Origin of the sequence: Vibrio sp. YT-15 (assembly GCF_033337445.1) — a bacterium.
GTDB classification, from domain to species: Bacteria; Pseudomonadota; Gammaproteobacteria; order Enterobacterales; family Vibrionaceae; genus Vibrio; species Vibrio alginolyticus.
In genome coordinates, this window is sequence record NZ_JAWOQR010000017.1 from 63,040 (window position 1) to 80,853 (window position 17,814).

Genomic DNA, 17,814 nt, shown 5'->3' on the forward strand with positions numbered 1-17,814 from the left:
AATACAACCCAAAGGGAAGTATAACTCCCCTCGTGGGTTAGGTTTTTTTAAAAGAAGAAACCAGATGTAGTCACGTTTTGTGGCTCAGCTACTGGAATCTCAGGTGTAACAGTTTCAAATGTATCAAGTGCATCAAGGTCTACTGTAATACCATCTTCTGCAACAACCACATCGTCAAACGAAGCATCAGCTTGTTCTACTTGAAGCGGTTCTTCCATAGCGACAGGTACTTCAACCATTGGCGCCGGCATTTCTACAGGTGCTTGGTCAACAGTAGGTTGCTGTTCGACAACTGGCTGTTCTGCAACAACAGGTTGTGTATCTACAACTGGTTGTTTTTCAACAACTGGCTGAGATTGAACTGCCTGTGGTTTTTCAACAACAGGTGTTTCAACAACTGGAGCTTGAGCTTTAGCAGCTTTATTACGACGAACTATTTCTAGCTGACGCAGTAATTCCGCTTCAACATCATCGATGCCGGTATCAACTTGAGGCGCGTTATCTGCAGCCGTTGTTGATTGCTCTTCTTCCTCTTCCTCACTTTCAACTTCGGCTACCTTAGCTGCAATCTGGTTAATACCCGATGCATGTAGCTTAAGCTTGTGTGAGTCAGTCATCATCATGACGTGAGCCATAAGATTACTGAAATGCGATCCTCTGATTTTGCCTGTATTCGGTAGAGCCTTATCCAGCAAATCGTCAAACATATCGACAACGCCTTCAAATACCGGGTCAAGCATGTACAGAGAGAACACTTTGTCACGTAGGCGACGCAGTGGACGTTTAATATCTTGAGTACATTCTTCTTTACGTGAACCTTTCGCTTTACCATCTTTGATTGTTAAAGAGTCTTTAAGGAGTGCTTGCGCTTCCTTAGCGATGTCTTCGAACAACTGTGCTGCAGCTTCACCGACAATATCTGCCAGATCTTCTTCAACGCGTGGTGTGAAACGAACAGGTTTGTAAATGCGCAGACGGAAACGAGCGCGAACTTCCTCAACAGTCATGTACCCATCACGAATGACAGATTCCAATCCCGGATGTGACTGACACCAATCTGTGATCAGTTGTTCATACTTGCTACAGAAGTTATCAACTTCTTGCTCATACTCTTCAACCAATGGTTCAGCTTCTTTTAGCAGCTCGATAAGAGCAGAGTCAGATAGTAAATGGTTACCCATAAATCTAACGCCAAACTTATTGAACAAGCGGCCAAATCGAGAAGCGAACTTATTACAGAAACTAAGGTGTGTTCTTGTATCCAGAAGTGACTTACGACCCGGTGAAACTAGATCGTCAGGTAGTTCAACAGATTTACCGCCTGAATCAAGCGCTGTTACTTTACCTTCACTAAATGTCTTCTTACCGCTCCAGTTACGCATTTCGTAACCGATAATCACACACCCCTCTTTGAGTTGTTTGTGGTTATCCAACAGCTCTTGAGTAGCAGCCGTTGCATGATCGATAACAGACGAGTTAGTAGTAGTTGATAGTGACATGGTTATTCCTCCACAGAATATTGGTTTGGTTTGGTTTGGTTATTCAAATCAACCCAGGGAATACCAGTCACAGATCAACCCCTATGGGGAGATTGTAAAAAGCATCCCCATAGGATTAATTTTTAGGTTTGTTACACAAAAGCTCGAGTCAAAGAGTTAAAGGTTTTTTGCCCCATTGAGACATAACCTTTCCCTTCTTTTTCAGTGATCTTCTTGCGAACATAAAATTCACCTTCAATGTTTGACCCATTAAAGTCAGTGACTAAAGGCTTGAAGTAATAAACAAGTTGGGAACCGCCCGGCTCAGTGAACCAGGTATGGACACCGCGTTGATCTTGGCCAATTGCCCAAGTCTTTTGCTTGCCATCCGGTCGGATTGCTCCATAGCATTCAAATTTGACGCTAGAAACATCCTGTTCAGGGGAAGAACAATAGTCCTTCTCCTGATCAGTTCCCTTACTTACTTTCCCGATGCATTAGCCTCGTTCCAACCATCAGGGTGGTCGAAAGACTCTCCGAAGATACGATGAACAATTGCATAAACTGCAGGTTCATCCGCTTCATCAAGGCTGTTACCGAATACAAAGTCGAAAGACTCTCTCAACGGAACATTTTTAACACCAAAGATTGTCATGTAATCTGCCCATGCCACTAGAACACGAGTAGAGAATGCACAAGACAGACGTTCATCTGGCAGAGCCAGTTTCTTAAGTGCTTCCGGTGTGGTCGCTTTGGCTTCCAGCTGAGGTGCACGAAGTGCAAGTCTCATTTGGCCAGCCAACTTAATCATCTTGTGTCGAGTGCCTTTGCTGATGTCAGGGTAACTTGCAGACAAGATACTATCTTCCACAGCAGCTGATGGATAATCACATTCAACGAAAGCAAAACGACGACGGAAAGCTTCATCAAGACGTTGAGAGGTATGGTATCTACCTGTCATGTCACCACCACCATTCGTATTCGCGGTTGCGCAAAAACGGAAGTTTTTATGTGGGGTAATGATTTCGCCTGTATCGTCTAATTGCCAAGGTTTGTATTCAGCAGGAGTGTGAAGCTTACTCAGGAAATCACCTGAACCTTTATCACATTCATCCATAATCTGACACCAACCATATTTCATAGCGCTTGCCACACTACCGTAACGGTAAGGTGTTTTGCCATTAAACAAGATGTAAGAGCCTTGAGCCTTTTCAGGTCGCATACTCTCATTCACCGCGGTTAAAGACACTGGCCAGTTCATACGGTCAGCAAACCATAAAAGCATTTCAGTTTTACCAGTACCTGTTTCACCAAACATGAAAAGCGATAGCTTACGTGTTGGAGCACACCACCAAGCAAGGATTGCTCGAAGTACATCACGTTGAGGGATGTAAGTCGGATTCGAATCGATGCATTTTGGATGACGGTGTTTAGGGCGTTGGATCTTGAACATGCCTTTCGGAATGTGTGGTGCAAATACTTCGCCGGCATCAACCAGTTCCAATTCGCTCCAGCGAGGGTCACTGTAAACAATGTCCTCAATCATTGGGTTTTTAAGCTCCAATAACTTAACCAATTGCTCATTAGACATTTGGCTAGCTGTTTCACGGTTGATAACTTGAGTTGGTTGAGCAGTAATAGTTGCAGTATTAGTCATTTTAAAATTCCTCCACAGGATTTAGAAACCCGCAGAGGACAAACACAACTATCCCGTAGGGGAAGTTATGCCGTCCCCTTTGGGCATGGTTGGTTTGGTTTTTGGTTGTTTAATTAAACGTCGAACTCAGAATCTTCTGGATTCTGAATAAAGTACATTTTTGGTTTGATACGGTTGATAACGCCTGCCATGTCCATACCGATTTTACTGGTTAGTTCACGTAGTTCGTCACAGTGCATCAATGTTGCTACCTTTGCCCACTTAGCTTTGCTGGTTTTGCATTTGCGAAACTCAGACAAGAACCAGTCGGCTAATTGGTCTTTAAAACGACGCGAATTACATTCACGCGGTGAAAGGCCAATTTCATTTACTTCATCTACAACTTTGTGGTCCAGCTTCACAAGCATGTTAATTACTTTGCGAGTCTGGGCGGCACTGTCGTAGTTTTGAAGCGCTTCAAGAACACCATCACGAATATCGTCAGGTTGGTAACCAATCGCAGCACACAAATCCTTAAAGGATTCGCTTTCTTGCCACGATACGATTTCCTCACGAGTCGCTGAGCCAGGTTTAGTTTGACGTAGCTGTTTAAGGTGTTCGTGTAACATCCCATCCCATAGTTCAAGCAATGTGTTTTCATCCCAATCAAGTAACAGTTCATCAGTTGCAGGATCGTACTCAGGGCAAAGCAAAAGCATGTGATCAGGCATAGACTGTGACGCATTGGCATGGCGCATTGTGATACCGTCTTTGTCTTCAACCATAGCTCGAGGTGCAGTGACGCGTTTCTTAGGCGCGGTGCTCTTCTTCGCTTTAGGTTTAACTTGACGTGGTTTAGGTTGAGAAGCAGTTTCGATAGAACCAAAGATGTCGTATTGCATGTGTAATTCCTCCACAGAATTTTGGTTCTGCTTAAACGAGGAATACACTTCTGCTTTGGCAGGAGTTATTCCTGCTTAGGCAGATTGGTTTAATTAAAGATTGGTTTAGTTACTAAATTTACTCGAGGCCAAGTTCTTGCATACATTCCCCTTCGATAGCGCATAGACTTTTGCCTAATTGCTCTTCTCTGAGTTCTGTAAATTCTCGGCCTTGTTTTGTTTTCTCTTCTGTCATGACAAACCGTTGCCGGCTATCAAGAGAAAAGTAGATATGCATCCGTTTAGGAGCATTCTTATCCCCTACCGTTCGGTGCCGCTCGATTCGACCTTTGCAGGACGACGCAAGTTGAAACATCAAACTAGCCATGACATCACCTTAACAAGCAGCAAAGTAAATTTCGTTTGCGCGAGTTACTGCACGATCGGCCATATGTATAAGGCGTTCACATGTAGAAGCATCACGAGCAAAACGAGCTTTCTTACGTAGACGCGTCGAACGACGTTTCAGGTAAGCTGCTGTTTGTTTAGGATCGGTTGAGTTACAAGAGTTGTTAGTAGACATGGTGACCTCCACAGTCGGTTTAAAAAGGGAGATCACTGCCCCATTAGGGAGTAGTAAATCTCCCAAATGGGTTTTTAAGTTGGTTAGGTTTAGGTTTTAATTTCAATGGCAATGACAAACAGTCAGTTATTACTGTTGGCGGCTACCATAAAAATCTTCTTCGTCCCAATCTCCACCTTGTTGTGGTGGAATTTGGTCATCAGTGTACTGCGGTGCATGTTGCGGTGCAGGGCTCTGAGGGGCGCTGTAATGCTGTTGCTGCTGCGGTGCACGTTGAGGTGCGTGCTGCTGCGGTGCATGTTGCTGAGGTTGACGATCATAATGACCTTGGCCACCAGCTTGTTGAGGTGCTTGTTGAGGTTGAGATGAATAATTCAAACCAGCCTCTTTAGCTAACTCTCTAAGTGCTTTAGGAATATGAGACACTATAGATTCAACTTGAATCTCAGTAATCACATGACCCTCTTCACCTACATTGCGCTGAACGAGAAAACCATTTACAGAGATTTCATCACCAGAAAAAAGACCGCCATTGCGTTCAAGTTTCTGAATTTGATAATCGTTAAGTTTTAAATTCATCCAAACTTTACGCTCATTGAATCCGGGTCCATCTTTTTTGCGCCATGAAGTAGTTTGACAAACAGACACAACGCCAAAGCGAGGTCCATTATTACCACCAAGTATCTTCAAGTCACGACCACATGTACCACCAAATCCAACAGTGTTTTCGTTTGTTTTAATCATTTTGTTGCTCCACAGATTTGTTTATAAACAAGCTAAAACGCTTGCTATTGAACGTGTAAGCGGAGCATATAGTATCTTACCCAAAAAGGTAAAGGACAAAGCTCCACCCGTTCGGGAAGTAAAATCTATCAACAAGTGGTTAGCTTGAAGACAGGTTGAAGACCATTTATATAGCTGGTCAATGACTAGTAAACATCTCTTTTTAGAGTAGTGAGATTAGCTACTTGGGGTGTGACTTATGCTATTACAGGTAATAGTGTCAGTTAGGAAAAGTATCCAATTAGACAAGTCACGATAGCACTTAGATCATCAACATTCCCGATCCCAAAATATGGGGAGGAAAGGCCAAAAGGCAAATGAATCAACTAAGGTGCAGGTAAAAATTCGGTGGCTAGTCAGGTCTTACAGTTGCTGCCTAACGCCTAAACTGTCGGTGTGTGACCAACAGCTTGATTGAATTGGTTTTATTAATGAACTGCTGGGGAGAGTAACCTCCCCCAAGCAGCTTGCCAGGCTTGTTATAAAGATAACGAACTAGGACGAACTGAAACCCTGCGACCTATATAGAAATTGCAACAACCGCGCACTTTACTGGCTGCTCTGTGTATCGAGCCCAGCGGTGCAAATGACTTTTTCTAGCCATAGAATTTATAGTGGTTGATGGTCTTTTCTTTCGGAAGCTCACTACGTTATCGCGGTAATGCAATGAAACGTTTGATTCAGTATCGAGTGTGCTGTTTAGAGTTTCAGGTGTGGTTTCAGTCGTCATGGAATGCCTCTCTTTGTATTCAGATCTACCCTCAAACGCTCTCGCGTAAAAACGCTTGAGGTGGTAGACCTGAAAGAGAAACCTAGCAAGTGTAAGCCAAAGCCAATGCCCAAAGGCGTTAACTTCAACTTACATCTAGCTAGATATGCTCCATAACGGTTATGACAAAATCACTAAGTGAAAATGTGCATAACACTATAAGGTACGACCCTTACAGTACGAGCTTTACTATGACAACAAAAGAATGACGTCAGTAATAGCTTCGATAATGTCTAAAAGTAACATGGTATTTTCCTTTAATTGAATAAAACAAAACCACGTCACCTAAAAGGCAATGTGGTTACCTACTAGGTGTTAGACGAACGTATAGTCAGAACGACGAGCGGCAAGAATCACACGAGCAAGTTGCACGTATTTGTGATCTTCATGAACCATCCAAGTTAAATACTCAGTTGGAACTTGTGCCCATGTCTTACCCTCATGCTTACCAAATCTCACAGTTAGTTTTTCTAAGTTGTGAACACGTTCAGCATCAGAGTGGGTATGAACTAGGAAGCCACCAATTTCTGGTACAATAATCGCTTCTTCTTCTAGTTTCTTTTTGTGTTCAATAATCTTGTTTTCGATAGCAGAACCACCGGTGTAAAGCAAAGCAATTACACAAACACCAAGAACGAACAATCCTAAAAACGCCATAATATTTCCTCCGAAAATTTTAAATGAATAAAATTTGCACAAAGGAATACTATGAGTTTTTCCCGTAAGGAGAGTCATAGTCTCCTTATGAGAACAAATTTTGTTAATGACTACAGAGAAGCTGGCAAGCTAATCGGCAGTATATTTAGTTACTTATGCGAACATAAGATTTATGTATTTATCACGATTGAAAGTTATCAAACGAGCTTACTTTGGATTCAGTTGTGAGTAAAAAACACAGCTCTTCTTGAAACAATCCAACAAAGTCTCTCAAAAGAGAGGAAAGTTGTGGGAAAGGGCTAATGCCAAAGAAGAAATTTACCTTGTAATAGTAACCCACGTTGAAAGCGTAAGCACCTATAAATACCCTTACCAGCGGCGATTAAATACGACTTTGTAGACCCACTTAATCGCCACGGATTTTATGCTGCCTCTTCCTGTTCTTCATCTTTTCGTTGTTTGGCCAATAACTGTAGTTTTTCCTCAGCTAAGGCCAATTCTTCGGGGAATCCTTCTGCTAAGAATTGAGATGGCTCTTTCTTCTTCGCCGTTCCCGATGAATCAGGATCGCTGTTAAAAGATAGATAAAGTTCGTCAACTGCTCGAGTCATTCCAACATAGAACAGCCTACGCTCTTCCGGGACACCGCCCGTTGATTCTTCCTCAAGCGAGTTGTTAGATGGACATACACCTTGATTTGATCCACAAATCCAAACCTGCTCCCACTGCAATCCTTTCGATGAATGAAGGCTGGACAGTGTAACAACTCCACGTTCTGTATCTTCATCCCCACCCTTTTGGCTTGGTGCTAAGTTCTTTGAAAGCAATTCAACCCGGTCGACAAAACCACCTTCCACTTTAAGGTTGATTAGGATGTCTCCTACCAGTTCAATAAGCCTAGCTTCTCGACTTTTCCCACCGCGATGCATCTTAAGAAAATCGACTATCGCTTTAACCCGCACATTCAAATCAGACTTGGTAATTGTATCACTCCCCCAGTCTTTCCAATGGAGGTGTAATTGCTCAGAGCTCTGGCGCCAATCCAACCAAGCTGGTGGCATAAAGTCACCAAAGGAAGTACGTTTTTGAGCTAACGCTTGAGTCACCATTTGAATCGCTTCTTCATCTTCCCCCAACCAACCAAGGATCTCACCAATGAAGCGAGTGTCTTTCGGACGTACTAAACTCCATAGCAACTTGAGGACAATATTCGCAACATTATCATCCCAAAGCTTCTTACCGCCTAAACGACGATATGGAATATCGTGCATTTTTAGGTAACCTTCGGCTTCATCCAATATACGGTTGGTACGGCCAAGGACAGCCCATTGGCGATTGTCCGATGTAATGGCTTGTACCATGCCCTGAAATTCATCCGCAGCCGTTAAGTATCCTTTGAGTTTAACTATGCCGCCCTCTTCCCTACCGGACACCATATCTTTGTATACCCGGTCCTCGTTGTACTCGATAACTCTTTTCGCGGCTGCGAGTATTTCTGGCCGACAGCGAAAGCACATTTTCAAAACGTAACCAACCGCATTAAAGTCACCCTGAAAGTTGACCATATTCTGGTAACCTGCAGCCCCGCGCCACGAGTAGATAGATTGGTCGTCATCGCCTACCACCACTATTTTTGCACCCATTTCTCCATGTATCTGGATCCAGGCATACTGCATGTCACTCGTATCCTGAAATTCATCAACGAGGATATGGGTTGCATCCCACGGCGGCAACGTGCCGTTTTGCACACCCAGGTATGCTGAGCGCGCTATCAGGTTAAAGTCTTGGCAATTGTTTTTCTTAAGTAGGTCCGAATATGCTAAATAAATTAACCATCCCGGATTGCTCCCCTTCCCACCTATTGGTTCAGGCTTAAGCATCCGTCCATAGGTATCAATGGCATTCATTGCTTCTTCAATATCCATTGACAGGCCAGCGTGACGCATTGCTCTTTCAAGGAAGTTATATTGCTCACCACCCACTAAGGTTCTCTTAGTATTTCGGCCACCATTTCTTAGCTGTTGCCCAAATACAGAGTCAAACGTTGCAGCTTTAGCGCGATATTTACCACTACCTTGAATCTTCTGAGCAAGACGCTCATTAAGTTCCTCTGCAGCAGCTTTGGTGAATGTAATGAGTAGCAATTTGTATGACGGGTCTTTATTTACCAGATTATCCGCTAAGGCCACCATTGTATGGCTTTTACCACTACCAGGCAGTGCACAACACATAGTATGGCCGTCACTATCAGCCACCAGTTGTTGGTCTTCTGTTAATCCTGACACTATTACCTCACATGTACTTCTAAATGTTTGGCTTATGATAAACAAGATTGAATTATCTTACGAGTTCAATGAATAGCGTTTTCATCTGGCTTGGCAACAACGTACAGAATTGATTTAAATTTACCCCAAAAACTGAAATTACTTGTTGATGTGCAACCGTAGTTACGTATCATTCGTCGGTTGAATATTTCCAGTGCCCCTTAATTTTCTTCACCGAGCAGTATTGCACGATCTGCAATAGGCTATAGCATTTAAATATCAACGACATAAAACACACGTTAAAGGATTTACCAATGAAGAAACTATTTGTACCTGCAATGGCTGCACTAACTTTGGCTCTTTCTGGTTGTGCGAGTAACAAAGCTATCGACCCAACACCTTTGCAATTAAACACGTCAGACTCAGTAGCAATGCAAACTCTGAAATCTGGTTACGATTATGTTCCGTTTGATATTAAGGACGCAGTAGTAGCGAAAGATGTTTATGATAACAAAGTAGGCTATGGTGCAAGTGCTGGATTAGGTTTTCTTGCTGGTGGTGGCATAGGCGCCTTGGGCGGTCTTGGTATGGCTGCGATCATCAACGCTGGTGGTAACGTACAAGCCGATTTTATTCAAATTATTGCTTGGATCCCTGCCGATAACATTGATATTACCAACAAAGCGGCTCTTGATGATTACTTAAAGACTAACTATTTAAAGCCTGCTGCGGATATGTTCATTGCTTCTGATTTCAATAAGCAAATGGAACACCCAACAGAGTTTGTTAGCTACAAAGATGGCTCATACCGTGTTAAAGGTGGTGCATGCTGGCCTGTAATGCACGGCGATGCTAAATATGGTGAATGCAACCTATTCCCTAAATATTCAGTTGATGTAGTTCGCTATGCGACTAAAGAATCAGGTATTCCATTTAACCCTGACGTAAAAGCTGATCGATACATTATTGTGCGTTTGACAGATGGACTACTGAACACGGCTACATTCCTACCATTTATCGAAACAAACATGGTTTCAGCTTACGTACCAGCAATGAGCTACAAAGCAGAACACCTTAACCGTTTTTCTCCATCGGATAAGCCTTTAGTAAGCCAAGATACTCCATTTGTAATTCGCAAAGGTGTTCCTAACTTCTTTGTGAAAGTTCAGAAATAGAACTCTAAACACATTGATAAAAGGCGACCGACATTCGGGTCGCCTTTTTTGATCAGTCAGGCATCACATTGTGTAGAAATTTAGCAAATGGCACCACATCACAATCGATCGATGCGCTTTCTAATGCGTCAAGATATGCAGTTCTTTCCGTTACTGGCACCACCGTCCAACGATAACCACCAAGAAGAAACATGAAATTCATTAGAAATCGGCTAGTACGTCCGTTCCCATCTGGAAATGGGTGTACGTATCCCAAGAAGAAATGCCCTAAAACAGCTTTTACAACAAAATTAGGCTCACCCACAATAAGCTCTTTTAGCGCGTCCATACAGTCCATGAGATGTTCACTTTGTGGTGGCATATGGCGTGATGTCCTAATCATGATCGGCCCCTTTCTGTAGCCAGCAAGATCACGCTCATTAATGATGCCAGCCGTAACACAAGGCTTAAACAAAGAGGTATAGATTTGAGTTATGCTGACATCGATAAGGTACTCCAGATCTAAGTCCTCTGCTCCTTCCTCGTGCGCCTCTTGAATCAACCCTCGTAATGCTTGGAATGCTTCATAATAACCTCGCGCTGCCAGTGCATCTCTTTGTTGCTTGTCTGCGGCTATGTGTTCTGAATCCCACTCGCCATTTGCTACACGGTTAATCAGTTCTTCGGTAACAACATATCCTTCGATGGACAGCGAGTGATAAGCATCCGATACGTATACCTTATCCATTGAATCTAGCAGTTCATTGAGAGTGCTCTTAAAGAAGTCAGTAGATGCCTTATCGGTAAACACCCGCTCTACATCTTCACGCAGCTTTTGCCATAGCAAACGAACGCGCACAGCCGCCGCAGATTCTTGACGTTTATTACCAATTTTAATGACCGGCACTTCAAAAGGGTTCTCACCCTTAATTGGTGATAGCCCAGCAGCAGTAATAATGTTTGTAAGGTTTCGAGAGTCAGCTTTACGACCAATCTCGAGATACGCACCAATCAATCTATTGGCCGATTGAACGTTCTTAGTAACGAGTAAACTGTCTGCAACTGCATTAACGTCAGATTGTCCAAGTGCGATTTGCACAGCCAAAGGATTAGACCTGTAAATTGTGGGAGCTAACCCGGCCAACGCGAACTCAAGTGTAAGCACCCGTACACCTTGGTATTCAGTGATGTGAGTAGGCTTACCAGATTTCTTTATCACCATAAGACTCATGTCGTTTGGCAATACAATATTTTTTGTTGCCCCCTCACTGGTAAATACTACTAGCTGTTTTGGCAAAGAGTTGTTTGCCGTATGAATATCGATGGATGCTTCCGGGTTTAGCCAGTAATCGTCACCGTATGCTTCTTGCAGGTATTGGCCAACGAACTGCCAAATGGATTGGTACCACAGAGCTGACTCACCAGCTTTCTGTACTGTAATGTCTGCATCGAACAGATACCAACCTCGAACTATTTGTTTTAGATACCCTTCGGACACCAATAAGGTTCGCGTTGTAGGCTTAAGATTACTACTATTAACGATGTTCCCCGCTCGAACTGCAGACGCCTCTCTTAACGCCTCTGCAAGTTTTTCATTACCGGTTTTAGCCATAACTGTGTCCATCTTTTAAATTATCAGTGAGTGCTAAAAGTATATCACTCCCAGTTACGCATTTAAATTACTCTTAGTTACGCAACTACATTACTTTCACTTACGCATTTATTTTCCTTTCAGTTACGCGTATGGGTTACTTTCACTTATGCATTCAAATTACTCTTAGTTGTTAACTTACATTACTTTCAGTTACGTATTAAAAAGGCGACCCGAGGGCCGCCTTGTTTTTCTATTTACTGATTCGGAGTGAACGCACCTTGCTCACAACTCTTCGGTCTTGGCCGCGTTGTACAATCTACATTATTTCCTACATCAGCCTCTTCCATCTCTTCTCGACGTTGAACCCAGGCATTATCGACTGAACGTTCTTGGTTACGTTCGAGAGCATCTGATCGGCCAAATCCGTTAGAAATGTTCCCGCCGGTTATATCTTCCATTGATTTATCTATTGGCAGTTCATTTGACTCGGCCATCATTTCTACCCATTCAGTGAAGTCAATTTTTGAAAAGTTCACTTTGCTGAGCTCAGAGATCTTTAGCCCTCGACAACCCATTTCGTTTCTAAACGATTTAGCGCTCCATCCAAGTTGTACAATGGCTTGTTCCATGATGATTCGACTAATTACGCTTTCATAACAACAATGGAAATCTTTTGCACGATTAGTACAAACACCGAATACTTTGTCACAGTCTTCATGGTGAGTTTTAAAACATTTCTTACCGAGTAATTGAACTCCCATGTCTTCTTCTTCTTCGGTACATGCCGTCAACATTGTGTATGCCAGTTTTGCCAATTGATAGACTGCATATACCCAACCAATGAAGCTGATCACGTTCATTACTGACGTGGCAATTGTGTTCATTGCGGTTGCCCCTGTTGCAGCGGCACCACTACCACCTATTGACGTTGCGGCTGAGTTAATCGCGTTCTGCAATGTTTCAGGAAGCATGTCATAAATTTTCTGCATCAGGGTATTTTTAAAGTTTGATAACGCCGTGGTTACTGAACTCGAGAAGTTACCAATTACACTACCAGTGTTTGAGACTAGGTTAGCAGAAGTATTACCAGCAGTATTACCGACCGCCCCTGTTAACTTACTAGAAACTGTATTCCAAACACTTTTACCTACATCTACTGCCTTACTTGATAGAGTATCCCATGCCCCCTCAACTGCTTGGCCGGCAGCTTCAAGACCAGTTTGAATCGCCGTGCCGCCGAAGGCACCTTCTGCAGATGCCATGTATCCAGTAACCGTGTAAAGGTTCTGCCCTAGCTTAAATACGTTCAGCGTATTTACCCCAGACGGTTGCTCACAACAGTCGTTGACTTTGAGCTGGTCCCATCCACACCAACGTGCTTCACCGCTGAACACTTCACATGATGTTACATCACTTGGATCCGAACATTCTTTTGTAGAACCAATCTCATTCATGGTCGCGTAAGTGGTTAATGCATTAGTAAAGTCTTGATTGGTTTCATCAGCACGTACTGTACATGAACCATCAATACAGTTCTGCTCTGTTAAACACGTATTATTTGAACGAGTTTTAGTTATAACTGCGTTGCTCGTATCCTGACATTCGTAAGTTACGTTCCATGCATAGCAGGTACCTGATTCTTCATCTAACCAGCCTTCGACACACTCTTGAGATACCGCGTCACACGAATCGTCTTCGTCGTAAACAGCGCAACCGTCATCGAGATGGATAATGTCACTAAATGAGAAGCTACCGCCATTCATAGAAAGTGACTTGCCTTTTAGCGGATCACAAACGTAGTCTTCGCGGTGTGCTGACATACATACTGGGAATTTCGCCGCGCCGTCCCATAGTGGAGCAAACAAGTATTTCGCATCACGACCAAGGCCTGCAGGATACAGTTGCTTAACTTGGGAGTAGCTAACATCACTTTGTGAACTGTTGTAGAAACCTACACGACCACTATGAAACTCTCCATCAGTGTCAATCCATACCTTGTCATTGATTGACAGAGTAAAATGCTCAGGCTCAATATCGAGTTGAAACTCGTATTCTTTTTTGTCTGCCCAACCGGTACCCAAATTAGTCGCTAATACTTCATATGTTCCATCATCCTTGGATAATTGATGTTTTTTCGGTATTACACCCATTGGCCCTGTAACTTTGGCCAATACCAGTCCTTTTGCCGCGCCTTCTTGATTCCCTTGTTTCCATGAAACAACAAAATAACTATTGTCAGGATCTGTGAGATCCGCTCCCTTTTCAGGTACTCCAAAGACGAAACCAATATAGTCATCGTCTTCGTCAGTATTTACTTTGATGTAGCCTTTAAACGAGTTCAACTCATAGGAATATTCAGAGAGATAGCTGGTCGGGTTACCATTGATCGTTTGTTTAACAGTATTTTTATCATTTGTGGTTTCCCATTTACCATTTGAATCTTCGGTTCCCCAGGTACCTAAATCGATAATTGTCCATTCAACTTCATCATCACATTGGAATGGGCCAGATGTGCAGTAGCTATCGGGCTCTTCTAAACGCTCATTACAGCCTTCTGGAAAATAGTCGAATCGCTCTTCCCAGTGTGTACGAACCGGATCTTCAAAGATAAGTTCAACAACTGCATAGGCTTCACCATCACCGCCCACACCAACTTGATAGTCGAATTCAATGCGGTCATCGTCTGCGAATGCATCTTGGAATGCTTTAGTCGCATCAAATCTCGGTACGGTACGGCTTGTGTTTTGTTCACATCCAGTAGCTGTTGTTGGGAAACCATCTTCCGTCGGGAAGCCCATGTGAACACCGTTATAGAACATCTCACCATCGGCTTTCAGACGGAATTGGTCGTCATAACTACCCGTCAACACGGTTGCTTTTTTTACAGCATTACCTTTTACAAGAGAAATCGCTATTTTCTCTTTGTAGATACCACACGAACCTGTTTGGTGAAGGTAGTCATCCCCTTCTTTACCTAGAGTAAGCCTTACACAATCCTCACCACACATTGATAGACTGGCATTATCTGCACCTTCAATAATATTTAAGGTCGGCTTCAATAACTTGCGGTCAACGATACAACCTGATTGATTGTTTTTGTTTGGCTTCATGCAAGTTGCACGGTTAGTAATAATTTTGGTCGGGTCTAGTTCCTGATATGTAGTACTCTCCGCGCTACAGTCACCGAAATATGCCCCCTGCCCTGTAAATGCATCAGTTACCGTATTTCGGCTAACTTGGAACATTGCCGAGTCACGGCTGAGTTTACGTGCAGGGTTCTGATTACGGGCATCCATCAAAGCGCCATACGCTAATGCTGAGTGGTTAGTGTTATCGACTACTTCCTCACTCGAATCACCTTCTACTTCGCCAGATGAATCCAAAAATTCTTGATTACTACTGATTTGACCGCGGATGAATTGACTCTGAGCTTCTTCGTCTTGGTAAGTACCATCTGGCGCTGAGAATCCATTGTTTGTATCGACACCGCCACTAGAAATAGCTTTAAACAAATCTTCATTAGATAGCTTGGTTTCGTTATCCATGAATTCAGCACTTACGTTGATACCACTTGTGCCACCGGATCCACTTATAGATGGCATAGAGATGGTGCTTGCTGTGTTTCGTCCTAATTCAGAGCCTTGATTGAAGAAATAGCTAAAATCATTGTCATCGAATGTCGCGGGGTTTGAGTCAGTCCGATTTTTAACACATAGGTTTGAACCAGCTTCTAAATACTGACCGCTAGGACACGATAGTTCGCCGCTCGGTGAAACGCACACACCATAACGCATGGTTGTACCTGCCCCGCAGGTTTCTTCTGCTTCACCAGGGAAACACTGATTACCTTTCTGATAGTATCCCGCTTTACAAGAAGAACTAGGAACCGTGGACAAAGTACGCGTACACGCATCGCCTTCCATAGAAAAACCACTATCACATGCTTTTTCTACACCTTTATACAATGTGCGAGAACACATAAATGCTGGTGCGTTTAACTTCCAACGCATATCTGGTGTTGTGTACGCAGTACCACTGCTATTACATTCACCAATGATTTGAGCTCCACTACTACAGCTCATATTCACTGTTGTGGGAGTAGCGTTCGCAGCATCGGCCGGGCATTTAATTTCTTCCGGTGCTTCCACGTAATAACATGCTGTCCCAACTCGAGTAGTTCCTTCAAATCGATCTGAGCAACTGCCTTCTTCCACACTATCCCGGCCAGCAAGCATTGAACATTGGTTAGGAAACTGAGCGGTATCAAAAGTAAAACCTGTTGCACAAATAACTGTGGCCGATGTCGACTCGTTTCTAATACAACTGTCTCCAGAGCGACTGTAGCCAGAAGCGCAAGATTCTCTTATAGAACGGACTTCTTTCTTGATACATTTACCGCCAGTCAGCGTGTAACCAGATGGACAGCTGTAATCCATTTGTATAGGCGTATCTAGCGACAGTGCTGCAAAACTTGGAGTGGAAGCCGTCAACATTCCGATCAATATGCCAACATACGCTGCAGACATAAGGTTCGTTAAGTACGTTACCACCAGCACCATTGATAAGGATTTTTTGAACACGAGGATGGTGACTCCAGATAAAATTTTATCAATGGAGTCTGTCAGGTTTTGGGGTCACGCATTTCAATTAAGTGCCCCTAACTAGATGGACTTATTGAATGCGTAAGCAGCATACAAAATACAATTCCATATAGGATTTTTCTAAAAAAAATGCGATGTCAAACATCGCATTCATTAGAGGGTTAGTAGTACCGTACACAACAATCGTTGTAGCGGAAGATATTGTACACAAATGTATTATCTTTCCCCCCGCCAGCAGCCATACGCCCTAAGCCCCACTTCATCCAAAAATCTCCAAGAGGATGACAGCAAGAGTCTGTAATCTGGTTCCCCAAACTGTCCACCTCGGCCACTGGCCAAGCCATACTGACCTTATACATGGGTTTTGGAATCATCGGGCTATACACGTTTTCACACATCGCATCTTCGCCATAGGTAGTCCGAGCGAGCCCCCTACGGTGCATTGACGCTAGTGCCCTCGTAACAATCAAGCTACTAGTACGGATTGGGTTGTTATCTGTCGTAACGTTACCAGTGAATGGATACATATTTCCTTCACAACCAGCACAGAACCAGTTTTGATCTGACGGGTCTGACGTAGCCGTCAACACAGCACAATCTTTCATACAAACTGCCTGAGCTACGGGATTTGCAAATGCCGTTGCATCCGCGTTAAATACCATTGCCAACATATCGTCGTACCACGTAATATCGAGCATCGACATGTATAAAAGATCAAGGTCGACTATGCCAGGGTCTTTGTCACACTCAGGAATCATGAACATCGACAGCATTTTAAATACGGGGTTGGCGAAGTAATTGTAATGGAACGTGGCCATCGTTGTCCTATCGGCTTTTTTCCCTCCCCCGGTCGTTCCCATGCTGGTTAGGTCGTCCTGTACCATTGTTCCTCCAAGGGTAGGACTACACCAAGGCGTCGTTGTGATTTCTATAATCTGTTCGGGCGCCCAATAGCCCACACTAAATCCCAGCTCTGGTACACCAAGTTCATCTTGGCAATAACACATGGCATCAGTATTCGCACCATCTGGCGGTTCAGAAGAGAACCCCATCAAGTTAAATGGCAATGTACAGCTCCAACAGAACTTATTGATCAAGTTATTGAAGTATTTTGTGTCCGGGCAAGCGGCATCACTAAGAAATGATGCCCCCTCTTCGGCTAGTGCTGGTGAGGCTACCGTGCAAAAAATGGATGTAGCGAGAACCAACTGGGCCAGAAACCGCTTTGCTTTTCTTATTAAGGACATCGTTAGCCACCTAATAAAGCACTTGCTTGAGCTATCACAATGTCTGCATATGAGGTAATTGTTCGGCCAAGACTTGGGTTCGCTAAAGTAAAGTAAACACCACCTACAAAAGACACACCTACTGTTAATAAAAATCTCATGTCGTTTCCCTAATTTCTCATTTATTC

14 protein-coding genes are annotated in these 17,814 nt (G+C 43.4%); 1 reads left to right on the forward strand and 13 read right to left on the reverse strand.

Annotated features, from left to right (window positions below; translation table 11 throughout):
- Nucleotides 1-47: 47 nt before the first annotated feature.
- The 9 genes from R7D93_RS22120 to R7D93_RS22160 all read right to left on the reverse strand — a co-directional run bounded on the left by R7D93_RS22120 (nucleotide 48) and on the right by R7D93_RS22160 (nucleotide 9,072).
- A complete protein-coding gene (locus tag R7D93_RS22120) occupies nucleotides 48-1,499 on the reverse strand; it encodes a DUF3150 domain-containing protein (RefSeq protein WP_225478130.1) in 1,452 nt (483 codons plus the stop codon).
- A gap of 460 nt (nucleotides 1,500-1,959) precedes the next feature.
- On the reverse strand, nucleotides 1,960-3,135 hold the full coding sequence (locus R7D93_RS22125) for an AAA family ATPase (RefSeq protein WP_079324386.1): 1,176 nt from the start codon (nucleotides 3,133-3,135) through the stop codon (nucleotides 1,960-1,962).
- A 113-nt stretch (nucleotides 3,136-3,248) separates the two neighbouring features.
- The gene (locus tag R7D93_RS22130) at nucleotides 3,249-4,016 is read right to left on the reverse strand and encodes a hypothetical protein (RefSeq protein ID WP_053409883.1); all 768 of its coding nucleotides are present in this window, start codon (nucleotides 4,014-4,016) and stop codon (nucleotides 3,249-3,251) included.
- Between the two features lie 118 nt (nucleotides 4,017-4,134).
- A complete protein-coding gene (locus R7D93_RS22135; protein ID WP_053409882.1) occupies nucleotides 4,135-4,383 on the reverse strand; it encodes a hypothetical protein in 249 nt (82 codons plus the stop codon).
- Nucleotides 4,384-4,392: 9 nt separating this feature from the next.
- A complete protein-coding gene (locus R7D93_RS22140) occupies nucleotides 4,393-4,578 on the reverse strand; it encodes a hypothetical protein (RefSeq protein WP_225478129.1) in 186 nt (61 codons plus the stop codon).
- Nucleotides 4,579-4,707: 129 nt separating this feature from the next.
- Nucleotides 4,708-5,322, reverse strand: coding sequence for a hypothetical protein (locus R7D93_RS22145; RefSeq protein ID WP_225478128.1), 615 nt, complete (start codon nucleotides 5,320-5,322; stop codon nucleotides 4,708-4,710).
- 559 nt (nucleotides 5,323-5,881) lie between these two features.
- Nucleotides 5,882-6,091 carry a hypothetical protein gene (locus R7D93_RS22150; protein WP_318077058.1) on the reverse strand — a complete coding sequence of 70 codons (210 nt, stop codon included), beginning with the start codon at nucleotides 6,089-6,091 and terminating at the stop codon, nucleotides 5,882-5,884.
- A 354-nt stretch (nucleotides 6,092-6,445) separates the two neighbouring features.
- Nucleotides 6,446-6,787, reverse strand: coding sequence for a putative quorum-sensing-regulated virulence factor (locus tag R7D93_RS22155; protein WP_053409879.1), 342 nt, complete (start codon nucleotides 6,785-6,787; stop codon nucleotides 6,446-6,448).
- A gap of 422 nt (nucleotides 6,788-7,209) precedes the next feature.
- Nucleotides 7,210-9,072 carry an ATP-dependent helicase gene (locus R7D93_RS22160; RefSeq protein WP_225478127.1) on the reverse strand — a complete coding sequence of 621 codons (1,863 nt, stop codon included), beginning with the start codon at nucleotides 9,070-9,072 and terminating at the stop codon, nucleotides 7,210-7,212.
- Between the two features lie 293 nt (nucleotides 9,073-9,365).
- On the opposite strand from R7D93_RS22160, the gene R7D93_RS22165 reads away from it, so the two are divergent.
- Entirely contained in the window at nucleotides 9,366-10,226 is an 861-nt protein-coding gene (locus R7D93_RS22165) for a hypothetical protein (protein ID WP_225478126.1), read from the forward strand.
- Nucleotides 10,227-10,278: 52 nt separating this feature from the next.
- On the opposite strand, the gene R7D93_RS22170 is transcribed toward R7D93_RS22165, so the two are convergent.
- From R7D93_RS22170 to R7D93_RS22185, 4 genes are all read right to left on the reverse strand, one after another.
- Nucleotides 10,279-11,817: a Fic family protein gene (locus tag R7D93_RS22170; RefSeq protein WP_225478125.1), complete on the reverse strand. Its 1,539-nt coding sequence runs from the start codon at nucleotides 11,815-11,817 to the stop codon at nucleotides 10,279-10,281.
- Nucleotides 11,818-12,053: 236 nt separating this feature from the next.
- A complete protein-coding gene (gene traN / locus R7D93_RS22175) occupies nucleotides 12,054-16,325 on the reverse strand; it encodes a conjugal transfer protein TraN (RefSeq protein ID WP_318129522.1) in 4,272 nt (1,423 codons plus the stop codon).
- Nucleotides 16,326-16,561: 236 nt separating this feature from the next.
- Nucleotides 16,562-17,647: a TraU family protein gene (locus R7D93_RS22180; protein WP_225478123.1), complete on the reverse strand. Its 1,086-nt coding sequence runs from the start codon at nucleotides 17,645-17,647 to the stop codon at nucleotides 16,562-16,564.
- Between the two features lie 2 nt (nucleotides 17,648-17,649).
- Nucleotides 17,650-17,787: a hypothetical protein gene (locus R7D93_RS22185; RefSeq protein WP_157052370.1), complete on the reverse strand. Its 138-nt coding sequence runs from the start codon at nucleotides 17,785-17,787 to the stop codon at nucleotides 17,650-17,652.
- Nucleotides 17,788-17,814: the final 27 nt, after the last annotated feature.

Bases quoted from the DNA above. Each gene is read 5' to 3' on its own strand.
- R7D93_RS22120 (WP_225478130.1), bottom strand. From the start codon at position 1,499: ATGTCACTATCAACTACTACTAACTCGTCTGTTATCGATCATGCAACG.
- R7D93_RS22125 (WP_079324386.1), bottom strand. From the start codon at position 3,135: ATGACTAATACTGCAACTATTACTGCTCAACCAACTCAAGTTATCAAC.
- R7D93_RS22130 (WP_053409883.1), bottom strand. From the start codon at position 4,016: ATGCAATACGACATCTTTGGTTCTATCGAAACTGCTTCTCAACCTAAA.
- R7D93_RS22135 (WP_053409882.1), bottom strand. From the start codon at position 4,383: ATGGCTAGTTTGATGTTTCAACTTGCGTCGTCCTGCAAAGGTCGAATC.
- R7D93_RS22140 (WP_225478129.1), bottom strand. From the start codon at position 4,578: ATGTCTACTAACAACTCTTGTAACTCAACCGATCCTAAACAAACAGCA.
- R7D93_RS22145 (WP_225478128.1), bottom strand. From the start codon at position 5,322: ATGATTAAAACAAACGAAAACACTGTTGGATTTGGTGGTACATGTGGT.
- R7D93_RS22150 (WP_318077058.1), bottom strand. From the start codon at position 6,091: ATGACGACTGAAACCACACCTGAAACTCTAAACAGCACACTCGATACT.
- R7D93_RS22155 (WP_053409879.1), bottom strand. From the start codon at position 6,787: ATGGCGTTTTTAGGATTGTTCGTTCTTGGTGTTTGTGTAATTGCTTTG.
- R7D93_RS22165 (WP_225478126.1), top strand. From the start codon at position 9,366: ATGAAGAAACTATTTGTACCTGCAATGGCTGCACTAACTTTGGCTCTT.
- R7D93_RS22170 (WP_225478125.1), bottom strand. From the start codon at position 11,817: ATGGCTAAAACCGGTAATGAAAAACTTGCAGAGGCGTTAAGAGAGGCG.
- traN (WP_318129522.1), bottom strand. From the start codon at position 16,325: ATGTCTGCAGCGTATGTTGGCATATTGATCGGAATGTTGACGGCTTCC.
- R7D93_RS22180 (WP_225478123.1), bottom strand. From the start codon at position 17,647: ATGTCCTTAATAAGAAAAGCAAAGCGGTTTCTGGCCCAGTTGGTTCTC.
- R7D93_RS22185 (WP_157052370.1), bottom strand. From the start codon at position 17,787: ATGAGATTTTTATTAACAGTAGGTGTGTCTTTTGTAGGTGGTGTTTAC.